Below are 14,114 nucleotides of genomic sequence, written 5' to 3' on the forward strand. Positions count from 1 at the left end.
GCAGGCGTCACGCAAGGGCGTAGCGCCTGTTGCAATCGGCGCGGCAGGCTTCTACGCTGTGACACAGCGTTAACCCGGCAACCATTTCAGCAACTGTTTCAGCAACTGTTTCAGCAACTGTTTCAGCAACCAAGCCTGTCACCCTCGCATCATTTGCCACGGAGTCTGTTATGAAGGTGCTTATCGTCTATGCCCATCCCGAACCCAAAAGTTTCAACGGTGCCCTCTTCTGCCACGCCATCAGGGCGCTGGAGCAGGCGGGCCACGCAGTGATGACCAGCGATCTCTATGCCATGGGCTTTGATCCCGTCTCGGATCGACGCAACTTCACTGCCGCCAGCGATCCCGATTTTCTCAAGCTGCAACTCGAAGAGCTGGCTGCCACCGAGCAGGACAGCTTTGCCCCCCAGCTGGAACAGGAGATGCAAAAGCTGGAGGCGGCCGATCTGCTGATCTTCCAGTTCCCGCTCTGGTGGTTTGGCCTGCCCGCCATTCTAAAGGGGTGGGTGGATAGAGTCTTTGCCATGGGGCGAGTCTACGGTCAGGGCCATATCTACGAGAGCGGCAAATTTCGCGGCAAGCGGGCCCTGCTGAGCCTGACTACCGGCGGCCCCGCCGAGACCTATCTACCCGACGGCTTCAACGGCGATATCGACGGGGTGCTGCGCCCCATCCAGCGCGGGATCCTGCAATTTGTCGGCTTCGATGTGCTGCGCCCCCATATCTGTTATGCCCCGGTGCGGGTCTCGCAAGAAGAGCGGGAAGCCTGGCTCGCCCAGTGGGTCGAGCGCCTTGGCCAGATTGAGCAGGAGTCCCCCATCGTGGTCGGCCGATACCAGTAACGGCTGACGCAGCTGACACGCCCACCCCACACAGCACAAAAACAGCGAGCGGCCCCTGGCCGCTCGCTGTTTTTCACGCTCTGTCGTTATGGTTTTTGTTATCTGTTGGCGGGTCTTATGCCGCCTGTTGCACGCCTGCTTTGCCGGTCACCGTCCGCTTGAGCCAGTAGTCGAGGCTGACGTAGCGGCCCCCGCCGTAAACCAGCAGCACCAGCAGCATCACGAAGTAGGTAGCGGCAAACTCCATCCCGTTGTTGAGCATCACGGGATCCCCGAGCTCAGTGATGTAGTTGTAGCGACCGGGGAAGTTGGCAGCCAGCCACTCGATAAAGCCGTTGAGGCGCACAGTGGCCTCCATGCTGCCGGTGGCGATGGCGTCCCAGCCGTGCTTCCAGTGCACCATGGCACTTGCAACGCTCATCAGGAAAATGGTGGGAATGGCCATGATGCGGGTAAAGAGGCCAAGGGCGATGCAGATGCAGCCCAGCACCTCGGTGCCCGCCGCCAGAAAGGCGAGCAGGGTCGGGAATGGCAGGTTGAGCCCCCCTTCCGAGACCGGGGCGCCAAACCAGGCGACCGTGCCGGCAAAGCCCACCACCTTGGAGTGGGCCCCCACATAGATGACCGGAATGAGATAGAGGCGAATGGCCAGCAGGGCCAGAAAATCGAGCCGCTTGCACTGGGCCACCACCCGCTCGTACCACTGGATTAGGGTGTTGTTCATGGGAATTCTCCTTGGTGTTTGCTAAATGAGGGCAAGGGAGTGCCAGGCTGGCGCTCGCCAACGGGCAGGGTAAGCAGACCCAGCCGGTAAAAATGGCGTGCCCACTCGCTCAGATCAAAGTCGCTGCGAACCTGTTGCACCTGTTGCTGGAACGCGCCTTGAGTGATCCTCAGCTGCTGTTGCAGCAACTGGATCAGCGCCACATCCCATTCGCGCAACCGCTGGGTCACCACCTGATGCTCCGGGCTGCGAAACAGGCCATAGAAGTGGTTGCCCTGCCGGGTCGGCACCACGCCGCTGCGACGAATGGCAAAGGGGAGCTCAAGCAGTTGCAGGGTGGAATTGAGCACAAGCGGACTCTCCGCCGTCACCTCCTCCCCCGATATAACTTGCGGCACTACCCCTTCATCAATCTCGACACAGAGGCAGGCCCACTCGTACTCCAGCAGCGCCAGCCGCTGCCTGGGCCAGTTGAGGGAGCCCTCACCGTGGCGATGTTGCACATAGCGGATAAACTCGGTGGCGATATGGTGAAAGGCCGGATCGAGGGCGCCATGGTGAGCGACAAAGCCATCCACCAATGTGCGCTGATCGTCGGGGGTCAGCCCCGCCAGGGTCAGGACAAAGCAGCTCTCCAGCACCGACGCCACATTGGCGCGCACGCTGCGGGCATAGTGGCTGGCGATGCCATCCTGCGGCAGCCGCACCCGGCTTGCCAGCCAGGCGGTCTGCTGCTGCATCCGCTGCGGCGCCGTTTTGGGCGCAGTGATCAGTGATAACCGTCTATCCATAGCGCACCTCCCGCACCTGACGGTCGATCACCTCGCAACAGGCGCCGTGCACCCGAGCCAGCTCGGCCTCCAGCTCTGCCAGCGGTGGCAGATGGTGATCCCGCTCCAGCAACAGGGGGCGCAGGCCGTGGGTCTGCACCGTATAACGGGCCAGCGTCACCACCTCCTCGCACACCGGTTTGCCATGGGTATCCAATAAAGTGCCGTCCGCCTCTTCCAGATGACCGGCGATATGGAAATAGCGGATCGCATTGCTCGGCAGCCCGGCAATCATCCGCTTGGGGCAGTAACCGTGGTTGCGGCTGTTCACAAAGACGTTGTTGATATCGAGCAGCAGCTCGCAACCGCTGCGCGCCACCAGCTCGGCGAGAAAATCCTCCTCCGGCATCTCATGGTCATAGCCGTGGTAGTAGGAGATATTTTCCAGCACCAGCGGGCGGGCCAGCGCCTCCTGCACCTGCGCGATCTGCTCTGCCAGATAGGGGATGTTCTCCCACTGGCGCGGTACCGGTAAAAGCTCGTAAAGATAACCCTGCTGGTCGCGGGAAAAGCTCAGGTGCTCGCTATAGATCTCGATGCCGAACTCTTCCAGAAAGGTGCGGATCTGGCTGAGCAGGGTGCGGTTGAGGGGCTGACAATCGCCGAGGGAGAGGCTGAGGCCGTGGGCCACCAGCGGGTAACGCTCGGCCAGCTGATGCAGCTGCGCCCGCTTGGCTCCGCCTATAGCCATCCAGTTCTCCGGCGCCAGCTCGAGAAAGTCGATGGCGGGGCGGACAGGGCCGGCGCAGAGCGCATCCAGATGCTCCTGACGCAGTCCGATCCCCCGACAGCGGGAGCTTATTGGCCGCATACCCCCTCCGTCATCTTGCTGCTCTTGCTGGCTCTGTCGCCATCAATCCCCTCACCCGCCACGCCACACTTGCCATCGCGGGCGCGCACCAGCCGCCCCTGCGGATCACTGTCGAGGGCTTGCTTCTCGAAGCGCTTCTCGGTACCGCACTTGCCCGCCGCACACTTGCCGCCGTGCTGTTCGCTGGGGGCGGCCTTGACTGGGGCATCGCTCGGGGTGGCCGCCAGCGCCAGCCCCGGAGTCAGGGCAATCAGGCTGGTCATGGCGATGGAGAGGGTCAGTTTGCCGGTGGTTTTGTTGCTGCTTGAGTTACTCATGGGCGGACTCCTTGACGGATGAAACGGGGTAGCTGGAGAGATCGCGGGCGGCTACGATCTGGCCGTGGAATTGCTGTTTGACGATGGCCATCGCCTCTTTCTTGTGATTGAGGCCGACCCCCATCCAGTGGTTGAGCACCAGCAGCTTGGGGTTCACCTCGGCGGCAATTTTGGCCACCACAGATGGCTTGGCATGAAGCGAGGCGGAGACCGGGTCGGCCCCTTCGTGGATGGCGAGCGGCATTACCAGAATGTCGGCCCCCTTGGCAAACGGCACAAAGGCCGGGTTGCTGCCGTTCTGATCTGCAGAGATAACGATGGTCCCCTCGGCGCTCTCGATGCGATAGGCCAGACAGGGCACGTCACCGTGAGGGATGCCGAGCGCCGTGATGGTCAGCCCATCCTGCTGATAGAAGGTGTGAGGCTGCGGGCTCTGGTAGGGCACATCATGGAGGGTGATGGGGAAGAGGCCATCGGTGCCATCCTTGAAACCGCTCAGGTAGGCATAAGCGCCCTTGTCTTTGTTGAAGAGGGCATCAAAGTAGCCGCTCATGCTGGGAAAGGCCGAGCCGGCTTGCGGCCCCGCCAGATCCAGCGGATCGCTGCGCTCGAAGAAGTAGGCCCCCTTGAGCAGGGCGGGCAGGTCGGTCACATGATCGGTGTGAAAGTGGGTGATGCCGATAAAATCGACCTCTTCGAGCTTGGCCCCCGCCTGGCCGAAGCGCAGGTAGACGCCGCCACCGGCATCGATCAGGATGCGGGATTTCCCCTTCCACCAGATCACCTCGCTGGAGGAGGCACGCAGGTCGTCGGAGATAGGGCCACCACTGCCGAGCACCTGCAGGGTGAAGGTTTTATCCAGTGGCGTCAGTTGTACCGGTTCGGCACAGGCCGGGGCGACGGTGAGCGCGCACCCGATGGCCAGCGCCACCGCTTTCAATCTCTGTTTCATCACAATTACCTGTCGGTTGGTTGTCGGTTGAAAGTGTGTCGTTTGTGTCGTTTAAAGAGGGGGAGAGAGGGGCCGATGGCGACGAGTGAACGCCAGCCACCGGCCATGGCGGGGCGCGAGCCCCCCACCGTCAGTTACCGTCCCGTTCGTCCGCCTGCCAGCGCGCTTCCAGCCAGAGCAGGTTGCACAGGCCCAGCAGCAGGGCAAATCCGAGGCCCAAAATCCAGGTGAAGTACCACATAGCAGATCCCTTGAGGTCAGTAGAGTTGATGGCTGTCGCGCTTGATGCGGGCTCGGTTGAGCTTGCCGCGCACCACTCGATAGACCCAGCCGGTGTAGCCCAGGTTGACCGGCATCAGCACCAGCACGAGGCCGAACATGATGGCCAGGGTCTTGTAGCTGGAGGTGCTGTCCCACAGGGTCAGGCTGCTGACCGCATCGAGGGATGAGGGCAGCACGAAGGGGAACAGGGCGATGGCCACCGAGCAGAGCATGGCGGCGCAGGCGATGGCGCTGGCCAGCAGCGCAATTCGGCCCCGCTCCAGCCAGGAGGCAATCCCGCTCACCAGCGGCGCCAGCGCCCCGATGATCGGCACCAGCCATAGCAGCGGATAGTCAAAATAGTTGCGCAGCCAGCCACCGGCGTGGGGGATCACCCCCTTCATCAGCGGGCTGATGGCAGCATTCGGGTCAAAGGGTTGTGTGCCGACACCGGTCAGCTGAAACCCTTGCAGATCCACCAGATGCCAGCCGGCCAGCAGGTAGCAGAGGGTCACCAGCGGGGCCAGCAGGATGGCGATCCCCCGTGCGCGCAGCGCAGGGGTGCCAGTCACCTTGGCTTGCAGAAAACCGGCGCCGTGCAGCAGCAACAGGCTGATGGCAGTGGCCAGCACCGAGAGCAGCCAGCCCCAGTGGAAGTCGAAGGCGCCATAGTGCAGACGCAGTGCCGTGTCGAAGCGAAACGGCAGCCCCTCCATCACCAGACCGATAGCCGCACCGAGGATGAGCGCCGGTATCAAGCCACCGGCCACCAGCGCCCGATCCCACCAGCGGCGCCACACCGGATCGGCCAGCTTGCTGCGATAGTCAAAACCGACCGGCCGCAGAAAGAGCCCGAGCAGCAGCACCACCATGGGGATGTAAAGCCCCGAGAAGGCGGCGGCATAAACCAGCGGCCAGGCGGCGAACAGGGCGCCGGCACCGGCAATCAGCCACACCTGATTGCCCTCCCACACCGGCCCCACGCTGTTGATCACCAGACGGCGGTCGTCGTCATCTTTCGACACCACCGGCAGCAGCATGGCGATGCCGAGATCGAAGCCATCCATCACGATAAAACCGACCATCATGAAGAGCACCAGCGCCCACCAGATGAGTTTCAGGGTTGCGTAATCCATCAGGCGATCCTCGCAAGTTCGGGTTGTTCACCGCTGTAGCGGCCGGTATGGAGAATGGCTGGCCCCTTGCGGATCACATGGCGCAACAGGAACAGCTCCACCACCAGCAACAGGGTGTAGATGGAACAGATGGCGATAAGGCTGAACCAGAGTTGGCCCGGCTGGAGCAAAGAGACCGAGGCCGAGACCGGCAGCACGTCGCTGATGGTCCAGGGTTGACGGCCGAGTTCAGCCACCAACCAGCCCGCCTCAATGGCAATCCAGGGCAGCGGAATGCTCCAGAGCAGGGTCTTGAGCAGCCGTGGCGAGTCTTGCAGCCGGTTGCGGCAGAGCTGGACAAAGCTCACCACCATCAGCCCCAGCATGGTGACGCCAAGCCCCACCATCACCCTAAAGCCCCAGAACAGCGGCGCCACTGGCGGGATGGAGTCATCGACCGCTTTGGCAATCTCCGCCTCACCGGCCTTGGCAATATTGTTGGCATAGGGGGTGAGCAGCATGCCGTAGCCGAGATCCTTGCCGTGCTGCTCGAAGCGGGCGCGGTTGGCCGGGGTGTCATCACCCTGCCGGATCTGGTCGAGGGCCTCTGCCGCCACCATGCCGCTGCGAATGCGTGCCTCGTTCTGCACCTTGATATCCTTGAGGCCGCTCACCGCCTCGTCGATGGAACGGGTAGCGATGATCCCCATCAGATACGGGATCTTGATGGCTGCGTGGGTGGTTTGCGCCTGCTGATCCGGGAAGCCGAACAGGGTAAAGGAGGCTGGTGCTGGCTCGGTCTCCCACTCCGCCTCGATGGCGGCGAGCTTGACCTTCTGCACCTCGCCGGTGCGATAGCCCGACTCATCCCCCAGCACAATGACCGAGAGGATGGCCGCCAGCCCGAAGCCAGAGGCGATGGCGAAGGAGCGCAGGGCAAACTGCACCTCGGTTTTGCGCAGCAGATACCAGCTGCTCACCCCCATCACGAACATGGAGGCGGCCACATAGCCCGCCGCAACGGTGTGAACGAACTTCACCTGCGCCACCGGGTTGAACAGCACGGCGGCGATATCCACCAGCTCCATGCGCTGGGTCAGCAGGTTGAACTCGGCTCCCACCGGGTTTTGCATCCAGCCGTTGCCGATCAGGATCCAGAGTGCCGAGAGGTTGGAGCCGAGCGCCACCAGCATGGTCACCAGCAGGTGCTTGCCGCGAGAGAGCTTGTCCCAGCCGAAGAAGAAGAGCCCCACTAGGGTCGATTCGAGGAAGAAGGCCATCAGCCCCTCGATGGCCAGCGGGGTACCGAAGATGTCCCCCACATAGTGGGAGTAGTAAGCCCAGTTGGTGCCGAACTGAAACTCCATGGTGATCCCCGTGGTGACCCCCATGACGAAGTTGATGCCAAACAGTTTGCCCCAGAAGCGGGTGATGTCCTGATAGATCACCTTGCCGGTCATCACATAAGCCGACTCGGCGATCACCAGGATCCAGGACAGCCCCAGCGTGAGGGGCACAAACAGGAAGTGGAACAGGGCCGTGGCGCCAAATTGCAGGCGAGACAGGCTGACCACGTCATCCGGATTGATCATGCGTCACTCTCTTTTGTTGTATTTGCCTTGCACGTTTCGTGCGTGACAAGTACATCACGGAGCATGACACCTATAACAGATGCAGTTATATTGAATTACACCTATAACAGTTGATCCAGATCATGTCCCTTTACCAGCAGTTGGCCGACCGCCTGCAAAGCCAGATCGATGATGGCATCTGGCAACCGGGGGAGCGCGTCCCCTCCATCCGCCAGAGCTGCAAGACCCACAACCTGAGTCCGATGACAGTGCTGCAGGCCTATCAGCTGCTGGAGAGTCAGGGGCGGATCCTCGCCCGCCCCCAGTCCGGTTACTACGTCAAAGCCGCTTCGCCGCAGGTCGTGCAGCACACCCCGAGCCAGACCCACTACAGCGGCTCGGTGGATATCAACGATCTGGTGTTCGAGGTGTTGCAGGCGAGCAAATCGCGGGATCTGGTGCCCCTTGGCATGTCGGTAGCAGACCCGACCCTGTTCCCCCATCCCCAGCTCGGGCGGGCGCTGGCCAGCTGCATGCGCAAGCTCGATCCCTTCAGCACGGTGGCCGACCTGCCCCCCGGCAACGAAGCGCTGCGCCGCGCCATCGCCCAGCGCTACGCCAGTGACGGGGTGGCGGTCAATCCGCAGGAGATCATCATCACCACCGGCGCCATGGAGGCGCTCTCCCTCAGTCTGCAGGTGCTGACCGAGCCCGGTGACTGGGTAGTGGTGGAGTCCCCCACCTTCTATGGCGCCCTGCAAGCCATCGAGCGGCTGAAACTCAAGGCGGTGGAGATCCCGGTCATCCCGGGGGTGGGCATCGATCTGGCGCTATTGGAAGACGCCCTCAGCCAGATGCCGATCAAGGCGTGCTGGCTGATGGGCAATGTGCAGCACCCGCTGGGCCACACCATGCCCGATGCGCACAAAGCGCAGCTGATGGCGCTGCTCAACCTATATGCCGTGCCGTTGGTGGAGGATGATGTCTATGCGGAGGTCTACTTCGGCCGCGAGCGGCCCAAGCCCATCAAACATTGGGATCGACGCGGCGACAGCCTGCTCTGCAGCTCCTTTTCCAAGTGTCTGGCGCCGGGCTTTCGGGTCGGCTGGGTGGTGGCGGGGCCCCATGCCGAGCGGGTGCAGCGGCTGCAGCTGATGTCCACCCTCTCTACCAATGTGCCGAGCCAGCTGGCGCTGGCCGAGATGCTGCGCCAGGGCGGGATCGATGCCCACTTTCGCCGCCTGCGCCACACCCTGGCCCAGCGCCAGCAGCAGATGCGGGCGGCCCTGCAACGGCTGTTGCCGGACGAGGTGCGGATCTCCTCCCCCGATGGCGGCTACTTCCTCTGGCTGGCGCTGCCTGCCCATTTCGACAGCCGAGCCCTGCACGCCAAGGCTCTGGGCAGCGGTTTTTCAGTGGCCCCCGGCGCACTCTTTTCCAATCAGGGACAACACAACCACTGCCTGCGCCTCAACAGCTCCCATCCCTGGAGCGAACAGCTGGAGCAGGCCCTATTCAAACTTGCCGAGCTTATCAATCGCCAAATTGCCCAAGGCACGTAAGATGACGCCAATAATTCCACTCATGACACAGGAACCCAAGTGCAGCTGTAATTACCTCTTCAATGGTCGGCGTAACCAGCCATATTCTCGAGGGGCAATCCTCAATAGCTCAGCAATAGTCGCATTACGCTTATCTTCACTCATACGCAAAAGTAGAGAACGCAATTCGTATTCGATACTATCCCGCTTAGCACCACGAGCTTTCGCCATGAGATACCAATTATGTCCTTCTTCAATATTCCCCAGCTCAATATTGAGCGCACCTAACAGTGTGCATGGTCTGAAATTATTCGGTTGCAATGCATGAGCCTCAGCCCCCATTTTCAGAGCATCTGTACGCTTTCCCAAGTCACGCAACGCCCCACCATGGGTTGTTCTAATCGCAGATTTGAGCTTCGCATGCTCTTGGTCTTTAACTGGAATAGCCGAGAGCAATTCAACAGCCGAGGCTGCTGCTGCACATTTTCGAAGATGCGCACTGGCATTGACTGCTTGCCATGGATCGCAGGTTTTCTTGTACTCTGAAATATAAAAATCAGCTTCTATTCGATGATATGCATGCCATATCTCATCTGTTTGATAGTCCCGCCACTCAACTTTTAGCCATATAGAATCAAGTTCAGAAAGTCGTGACTTGGCATCCAGCGTACGCAAAATCTGCATCAATTGCTTAAAGTGATCTTCATCCACAAATATATCTACCCCAAACTTCCGGCGAAGCTCTTTGTTTTTCCTCCGTGCAATAAACTTTGGGTCGCTCTCACGTTTTATGCGATCAGTTTTATATTGAGCCTGAAGTCTTTCATACCTCAGGGCTGCTGCTTTCTGCTCGGCTATTTTAATGGCTTCAAGTTCAAGCTGCCGCTTTTTAGCAATTACGATACGCTGTTCTCGCTCTAATAAGGCACGTCTATAAAACTCCTCTTTGGATAACGATCCGGTAAGAAAACCGAGTAAGGCATTAAGTCCTTTAGACTCAAGGTATTGCTGACTCCAAATAGATAGTGGCAAGCCTTTTTGAACTGATAAAAGCAGGTTATTGAGCCTGCCTCCATCCGTTGTTGCAGTGGTTAAATCATCAACACTGTAATATTTGGCCAGCTCGGCTGGGGAAGTTGACATTACGCACACTCCTTGTGCAAACGTTGATATTGTTCTTTGACATTAACATGATGTGGAGTTCAGTTAATAAACGAGTGTCGCATTTCCCAGTACTGCTCCTTACAAAAATGGTGATGGTCCTGCGCTATCTTAGGGGCTGTGCCCCGCAATCCAAATAGGCTCATCCGCATCTTTTGACGAGCCGCAGAAACAACAACGCCCCTTGAGCGGGGCGTTATCGGCAATCCATGGCGGTGAGGGTATCAGGCGGGGGCGTTAAGTTGGGCCACCTGCCGCTCGATGCTCCCCTTGAGGTTGTCATCGAGTTTGAGGGCGCGTGCCAGTTCGTCGAGATAGCCTCGCTCCATAAAGTGATCCACCTCGATGGCGAGCAGGGAGGCGAGATAGACCTCGGTGGCCAGCTCCATATCGGTCACTTCCCGTGCCAGCGCGTGGGGATCGAGGGGGCGGGCAAGCTCGGCGTCAATCCAGCGGGCGGCATCGCTCTGGCCCTGTTCGGTCAGGTACTCCTGAATTTTCTGGCGCTCGGCGCCGTCGATATGGCCATCGGCCCGGGCCGCGGCCACCATTGCGCGCACCAAAAGCGCCGCGCGGGCATCCAGCGCATTGCCTTCCAGCCCACTGATGGGATGAGTGGGCTGGGCGGGCGCCGCCTGCTGGGCCTGCCAATCCTGATAGAGCTTGTAGGCCAGCCCGCCAAGGGCTGCGGCGCCGCCCACGGCAGCGGCCTTGCCGCCATATTTGCGTACTTTTTTATTGCCCAGCAACAGACCGAGCGCACCGCCGGCCAGCGCCCCCTGCATCTGCCCCTTGCGCTTGTCTCCGCCTTCGTTGAGCCAGCCTTTGCCAGCCCCCAGCAACTGTTCCAGCATCTGTTTCATGGTGTCACTCCTGCGGCTATGTTCCCGTCGATAGAGCAAGATAGTGACCCCGCCCCCCTGAATCGGGGATGAACCCTTGACCGGGCAGGCCGATGGGGCAAAGCTCAGGGAAACTCTTCAGGCAATAAGGATGTGACTGTGCCCAATCGCGAACTGACCCTGCAATTTCTGGCCGAACCCTCTGACGTCAACTTCGGCGGCAAGGTCCACGGCGGCATGGTGATGAAGTGGATCGATCAGGCGGGCTATGCCTGCGCAGCCGGCTGGTGTGGCGGCTATGCGGTGACCGTCTATGTGGGGGGGATCCGCTTTTTGCGCCCCATCCAGATTGGCCAGCTGGTAGAGGTGCACGCCCAGGTGATCCACACCGGCACCACCAGCATGCATCTGGCGGTGGATGTCTACAGCCGCCACCCCACCGACACCGAGCGCCACAAGACCACCCACTGCATCATCATCTTTGTGGCGATGGATGAGCAGGGCAAGCCGACCCCGGTGCCCCAGTGGCAACCGGTGAGCGAGAGCGATCTGCAGTTGCAGCAGTACGCCAAAAAGCTGATCGCCCTGCGCGAGGAGATCGACAAGGAGATGCGCCAGCACCTCTGAGCTTGGTGATTCCCCTGCCCGATACCGCGGGCGCTTTCGGCCAACGGCGGCGCCCCTGTATAATCCCCCCTCTTCCCGCAACCGGAACCCTGCCCATGTCACTGGAAACTGCCCCACCCGAGGTAAAACTCGCGGTGGATCTGATTGAACTGCTGGAGACCAACCAGCTGGCCCCCGAGCTGGTGCTGGCGGCGCTGGCCATCGTAAAAAATGACTACGAGCGCAAGCTGGCGGAGCAGCAGGGCCGTTGACCATGGGGCAATCACTATCTCTGTTCAGGCATTGCGGTTAGGTGCGCAAAACAAGAGACCGGCCAGTGGCCGGTCTCTTGGAACGAAAAAGGGACGAAACAGGCGAACTCAGCGCCCCTTCTTCTGCCGTCCTGTGTTAGCGGTGCGCGGCTTGCCAGCGGCCGGTTTGCCTCCCTTGGGAGCCCCTTTGCCAGCACCACCTTTATTGGCAGCACCTTTGCCCGCGCCACCCTTGCCCAGCGGCAGCTTCTTCTCGAAGGCTTCCGGGCCCGGCACATTGGGACGCCCGCCAATCTCGTGATCGTCATCGCGGCGCGGCTTCTTGCCCTGCCCCGGTTTGGCGCTTGGCGCCGCAGGGGCCTTGGCCGCCTTGGGCTTGTCGCCTTTGGCCGGTTTCACCTCGGAGGAGGAGTCCTCAATCAGCTTGAACAGATCGATCAGCTCGTCGTCGGTGAGATCGCGCCACTCGCCCACCGGCAGCCCCTTGAGGCTGACGTTCATGATGCGGATGCGCTCCAGCTTGGTCACTTCAAAACCAAAGTACTCGCACATGCGGCGGATCTGGCGATTCAGCCCCTGCACTAGCGTGATGCGAAAGACGAACGGCGCCTCTTTCTTCACCTTGCACTTCTTGGTCACAGTACCAAGGATCGGCACCCCGGCCGCCATGCCGCGCACAAACTCGTCGGTCACCGGCTTGTCGACGGTCACCAGATACTCTTTCTCGTGATCGTTGCCCGCCCGCAGGATCTTGTTGACCAGATCGCCGTGGTTGGTGAGGAAGATCAGCCCCTGCGAATCCTTGTCGAGCCGCCCGATGGGGAAGACCCGGGTGCTGTGGTTGACGAAATCGACGATATTGTCCTTCTCGCCCGCCTCTGTGGTGCTGACGATGCCCACCGGCTTGTTGAGGGCGATAAGCACCAGACTGTCCGCCTCGCGCGGCTCGATCACCTGACCGTTGACCTTGACCAGATCGCCTGCCTGCACCTGATCACCGATCCCGGCGCGCTTGCCGTTGATAAAAACGTGGCCCTGCTCGATAAAGCGGTCGGCCTCGCGGCGCGAGCAGATGCCGCTCTCGCTGATATATTTGTTCAGGCGCATGGATTCGTTAGCCAGCATGGGTCACCTGCCACAGGGTTTGGGCCGCGCCCGGTTGTGCCATCGCCTGTTCCGGCTGCGCCGGGGAGGCTGTCTGCTGCATCAGCCAATTCACTACGTCAAAGTTCTGCATACCATTCCATCTTCAAAAAAGGCCAATGCCAGCTTATCCATCAAAAAACGCCGCTACAGTAGCATAATTGCCCCCTTTCAGGGGCAGATAGTTGCAAGGTCGCAGCGCCCAAGCGGGCATCTGCGAACAAGTTCACGCCGCCAGATGGCCCGCGATGCAGCCTTTGAACGGCCAGCCTGATGCCAACGGCGGGATCAGGCGCCCACAGCCTGCGCGGCCAAACGCCATCAACTATACATATCACCTTGTTTCCATTAGGCTTTAAGCCGATTGGCAGTGCCCAAGGTGCTGCGCCAAACTCGCCCGCCCAAAGGCGGCTCCACCTCTATCGCCAAGGATTGCACCATGCTGGCTCACACTCGCCGCCTTGTTCGCCGTGCTCTGCTGACCCTGTTGCTGCTGTTGCTGACCGCATGGGCGGTGATCGCCTACTTCGCCTGGCAGGCAGCGCCGCTGCAGCTGTGGCACACAGTGGTGCGCCCCGAACTCAGTGCCGATGAGCTCGACAGCAGCGACTGGCAAGCCTATCTGGCCCGCGAAGCAGAGCTGTTCGAGCTGGTAGCCACCGAGGTAGTCGCCAAGACGCCGCCGGAGCAGCAACTGGCCAGCAATCGCTACTATCAGGACGCCCCCATCAATCCCGCCCGCTTTCAGCAGAACTGGAACCGCTCCTACCTGCTGCGCCCCGAGGGGGAAGTCAAAGGGGTAGCGGTGCTGCTGCACGACCTGACCGACTCCCCCTACAGCCTGCGCCATCTGGCCAGACGCTATCAGCAGCAGGGCTTTATCGCGCTGGGGCTGAGGATCCCCGGCCACGGCACCGTGCCCGCTGGCCTCGTGGATGTGGATTGGGAGACCTGGCTGGCCGCCACCCGACTGGCGGTGCGGGAGGCCAGATTGCTGGCACCGGGCAAGCGGCCGCTGCATCTGGTGGGCTTTTCCAAGGCTATGTCCCAATTACGTGTTGCATGGGGTGCCCCAGCGCCTCATGCAAACATGCTTTGATATTCACGCCCCTCCCGTAACGCTCCA

The 14,114-nt window shown here is 60.9% G+C and carries 16 protein-coding genes and 1 pseudogene; 5 read left to right on the forward strand and 12 right to left on the reverse strand.

Features of this window, described 5'->3' with window-relative positions:
* Positions 1 to 170: 170 nt before the first annotated feature.
* Positions 171 to 842: an NAD(P)H-dependent oxidoreductase gene (locus ACW5W8_RS11675; protein WP_498628031.1), complete on the forward strand. Its 672-nt coding sequence runs from the start codon at positions 171 to 173 to the stop codon at positions 840 to 842.
* Between the two features lie 115 nt (positions 843 to 957).
* On the opposite strand, the gene ACW5W8_RS11680 is transcribed toward ACW5W8_RS11675, so the two are convergent.
* The 8 genes from ACW5W8_RS11680 to ACW5W8_RS11715 form a co-directional block, all read right to left on the reverse strand.
* Positions 958 to 1,566 (reverse strand): HvfX family Cu-binding RiPP maturation protein, encoded by a 609-nt coding sequence (locus ACW5W8_RS11680; protein WP_498628032.1) that lies wholly within the window; start codon positions 1,564 to 1,566, stop codon positions 958 to 960.
* A complete protein-coding gene (locus tag ACW5W8_RS11685) occupies positions 1,563 to 2,357 on the reverse strand; it encodes an HvfC/BufC family peptide modification chaperone (protein WP_498628034.1) in 795 nt (264 codons plus the stop codon). Before ACW5W8_RS11685 ends, ACW5W8_RS11680 begins: the two co-directional genes overlap by 4 nt.
* Positions 2,350 to 3,207: an MbnB/TglH/ChrH family RiPP precursor modification enzyme gene (locus ACW5W8_RS11690; protein WP_498628035.1), complete on the reverse strand. Its 858-nt coding sequence runs from the start codon at positions 3,205 to 3,207 to the stop codon at positions 2,350 to 2,352. Before ACW5W8_RS11690 ends, ACW5W8_RS11685 begins: the two co-directional genes overlap by 8 nt.
* Positions 3,195 to 3,524, reverse strand: a complete 330-nt coding sequence (locus tag ACW5W8_RS11695; RefSeq protein ID WP_042057704.1) for a hypothetical protein — start codon at positions 3,522 to 3,524, stop codon at positions 3,195 to 3,197. Before ACW5W8_RS11695 ends, ACW5W8_RS11690 begins: the two co-directional genes overlap by 13 nt.
* On the reverse strand, positions 3,517 to 4,476 hold the full coding sequence (locus ACW5W8_RS11700) for an MBL fold metallo-hydrolase (RefSeq protein WP_498628038.1): 960 nt from the start codon (positions 4,474 to 4,476) through the stop codon (positions 3,517 to 3,519). Before ACW5W8_RS11700 ends, ACW5W8_RS11695 begins: the two co-directional genes overlap by 8 nt.
* A 130-nt stretch (positions 4,477 to 4,606) precedes the next feature.
* Positions 4,607 to 4,717 carry a cytochrome bd-I oxidase subunit CydX gene (gene cydX / locus ACW5W8_RS11705; protein WP_005337572.1) on the reverse strand — a complete coding sequence of 37 codons (111 nt, stop codon included), beginning with the start codon at positions 4,715 to 4,717 and terminating at the stop codon, positions 4,607 to 4,609.
* A 16-nt stretch (positions 4,718 to 4,733) separates the two neighbouring features.
* Entirely contained in the window at positions 4,734 to 5,873 is a 1,140-nt protein-coding gene (gene cydB, locus ACW5W8_RS11710; RefSeq protein WP_498628040.1) for a cytochrome d ubiquinol oxidase subunit II, read from the reverse strand.
* A complete protein-coding gene (locus tag ACW5W8_RS11715) occupies positions 5,873 to 7,444 on the reverse strand; it encodes a cytochrome ubiquinol oxidase subunit I (RefSeq protein WP_498628041.1) in 1,572 nt (523 codons plus the stop codon). Before ACW5W8_RS11715 ends, cydB begins: the two co-directional genes overlap by 1 nt.
* A 122-nt stretch (positions 7,445 to 7,566) precedes the next feature.
* Here ACW5W8_RS11715 and ACW5W8_RS11720 point away from each other — a divergent pair, with 122 nt between their 5' ends.
* The gene (locus tag ACW5W8_RS11720; protein ID WP_498628042.1) at positions 7,567 to 8,985 is read left to right on the forward strand and encodes an aminotransferase-like domain-containing protein; all 1,419 of its coding nucleotides are present in this window, start codon (positions 7,567 to 7,569) and stop codon (positions 8,983 to 8,985) included.
* 51 nt (positions 8,986 to 9,036) lie between these two features.
* On the opposite strand, the gene ACW5W8_RS11725 is transcribed toward ACW5W8_RS11720, so the two are convergent.
* Together ACW5W8_RS11725 and ACW5W8_RS11730 are read right to left on the reverse strand one after the other, a co-directional pair.
* Positions 9,037 to 10,107, reverse strand: a complete 1,071-nt coding sequence (locus ACW5W8_RS11725) for a hypothetical protein (RefSeq protein WP_498628043.1) — start codon at positions 10,105 to 10,107, stop codon at positions 9,037 to 9,039.
* A gap of 242 nt (positions 10,108 to 10,349) precedes the next feature.
* The gene (locus ACW5W8_RS11730; protein WP_108542189.1) at positions 10,350 to 10,988 is read right to left on the reverse strand and encodes a tellurite resistance TerB family protein; all 639 of its coding nucleotides are present in this window, start codon (positions 10,986 to 10,988) and stop codon (positions 10,350 to 10,352) included.
* Between the two features lie 138 nt (positions 10,989 to 11,126).
* Between ACW5W8_RS11730 and ACW5W8_RS11735 the strand changes: the two genes are divergently transcribed.
* On the forward strand, positions 11,127 to 11,594 hold the full coding sequence (locus tag ACW5W8_RS11735; RefSeq protein WP_021230653.1) for an acyl-CoA thioesterase: 468 nt from the start codon (positions 11,127 to 11,129) through the stop codon (positions 11,592 to 11,594).
* Positions 11,595 to 11,689: 95 nt separating this feature from the next.
* A complete protein-coding gene (rsmS, locus tag ACW5W8_RS11740; protein ID WP_498628046.1) occupies positions 11,690 to 11,845 on the forward strand; it encodes a pleiotropic regulatory protein RsmS in 156 nt (51 codons plus the stop codon).
* 108 nt (positions 11,846 to 11,953) lie between these two features.
* Here the strand turns inward: rsmS and rluF are convergent, their stop codons facing one another.
* Both rluF and ACW5W8_RS11750 read right to left on the reverse strand, forming a co-directional pair.
* Positions 11,954 to 12,970 (reverse strand): 23S rRNA pseudouridine(2604) synthase RluF, encoded by a 1,017-nt coding sequence (gene rluF, locus ACW5W8_RS11745; protein ID WP_498628047.1) that lies wholly within the window; start codon positions 12,968 to 12,970, stop codon positions 11,954 to 11,956.
* Positions 12,960 to 13,082, reverse strand: coding sequence for a hypothetical protein (locus ACW5W8_RS11750; RefSeq protein WP_005350832.1), 123 nt, complete (start codon positions 13,080 to 13,082; stop codon positions 12,960 to 12,962). The genes rluF and ACW5W8_RS11750 overlap by 11 nt, the downstream gene beginning before the upstream one ends.
* Positions 13,083 to 13,427: 345 nt before the next feature.
* Here ACW5W8_RS11750 and ACW5W8_RS11755 point away from each other — a divergent pair.
* Positions 13,428 to 14,024 (forward strand): annotated as a pseudogene (locus tag ACW5W8_RS11755) (alpha/beta hydrolase); the annotation flags it as partial.
* Between the last annotated feature and the right edge of the window lie 90 nt (positions 14,025 to 14,114).

It is taken from the genome of Aeromonas aquatilis, from assembly GCF_054052405.1.

What these genes read in the sequence shown, in the direction of transcription:
- ACW5W8_RS11675 (WP_498628031.1), top strand. Translation starts at nt 171, where the DNA reads ATGAAGGTGCTTATCGTCTATGCCCATCCCGAACCCAAAAGTTTCAAC.
- ACW5W8_RS11680 (WP_498628032.1), bottom strand. Translation starts at nt 1,566, where the DNA reads ATGAACAACACCCTAATCCAGTGGTACGAGCGGGTGGTGGCCCAGTGC.
- ACW5W8_RS11685 (WP_498628034.1), bottom strand. Translation starts at nt 2,357, where the DNA reads ATGGATAGACGGTTATCACTGATCACTGCGCCCAAAACGGCGCCGCAG.
- ACW5W8_RS11690 (WP_498628035.1), bottom strand. Translation starts at nt 3,207, where the DNA reads ATGCGGCCAATAAGCTCCCGCTGTCGGGGGATCGGACTGCGTCAGGAG.
- ACW5W8_RS11695 (WP_042057704.1), bottom strand. Translation starts at nt 3,524, where the DNA reads ATGAGTAACTCAAGCAGCAACAAAACCACCGGCAAACTGACCCTCTCC.
- ACW5W8_RS11700 (WP_498628038.1), bottom strand. Translation starts at nt 4,476, where the DNA reads ATGAAACAGAGATTGAAAGCGGTGGCGCTGGCCATCGGGTGCGCGCTC.
- cydX (WP_005337572.1), bottom strand. Translation starts at nt 4,717, where the DNA reads ATGTGGTACTTCACCTGGATTTTGGGCCTCGGATTTGCCCTGCTGCTG.
- cydB (WP_498628040.1), bottom strand. Translation starts at nt 5,873, where the DNA reads ATGGATTACGCAACCCTGAAACTCATCTGGTGGGCGCTGGTGCTCTTC.
- ACW5W8_RS11715 (WP_498628041.1), bottom strand. Translation starts at nt 7,444, where the DNA reads ATGATCAATCCGGATGACGTGGTCAGCCTGTCTCGCCTGCAATTTGGC.
- ACW5W8_RS11720 (WP_498628042.1), top strand. Translation starts at nt 7,567, where the DNA reads ATGTCCCTTTACCAGCAGTTGGCCGACCGCCTGCAAAGCCAGATCGAT.
- ACW5W8_RS11725 (WP_498628043.1), bottom strand. Translation starts at nt 10,107, where the DNA reads ATGTCAACTTCCCCAGCCGAGCTGGCCAAATATTACAGTGTTGATGAT.
- ACW5W8_RS11730 (WP_108542189.1), bottom strand. Translation starts at nt 10,988, where the DNA reads ATGAAACAGATGCTGGAACAGTTGCTGGGGGCTGGCAAAGGCTGGCTC.
- rsmS (WP_498628046.1), top strand. Translation starts at nt 11,690, where the DNA reads ATGTCACTGGAAACTGCCCCACCCGAGGTAAAACTCGCGGTGGATCTG.
- rluF (WP_498628047.1), bottom strand. Translation starts at nt 12,970, where the DNA reads ATGCTGGCTAACGAATCCATGCGCCTGAACAAATATATCAGCGAGAGC.
- ACW5W8_RS11750 (WP_005350832.1), bottom strand. Translation starts at nt 13,082, where the DNA reads ATGCAGAACTTTGACGTAGTGAATTGGCTGATGCAGCAGACAGCCTCC.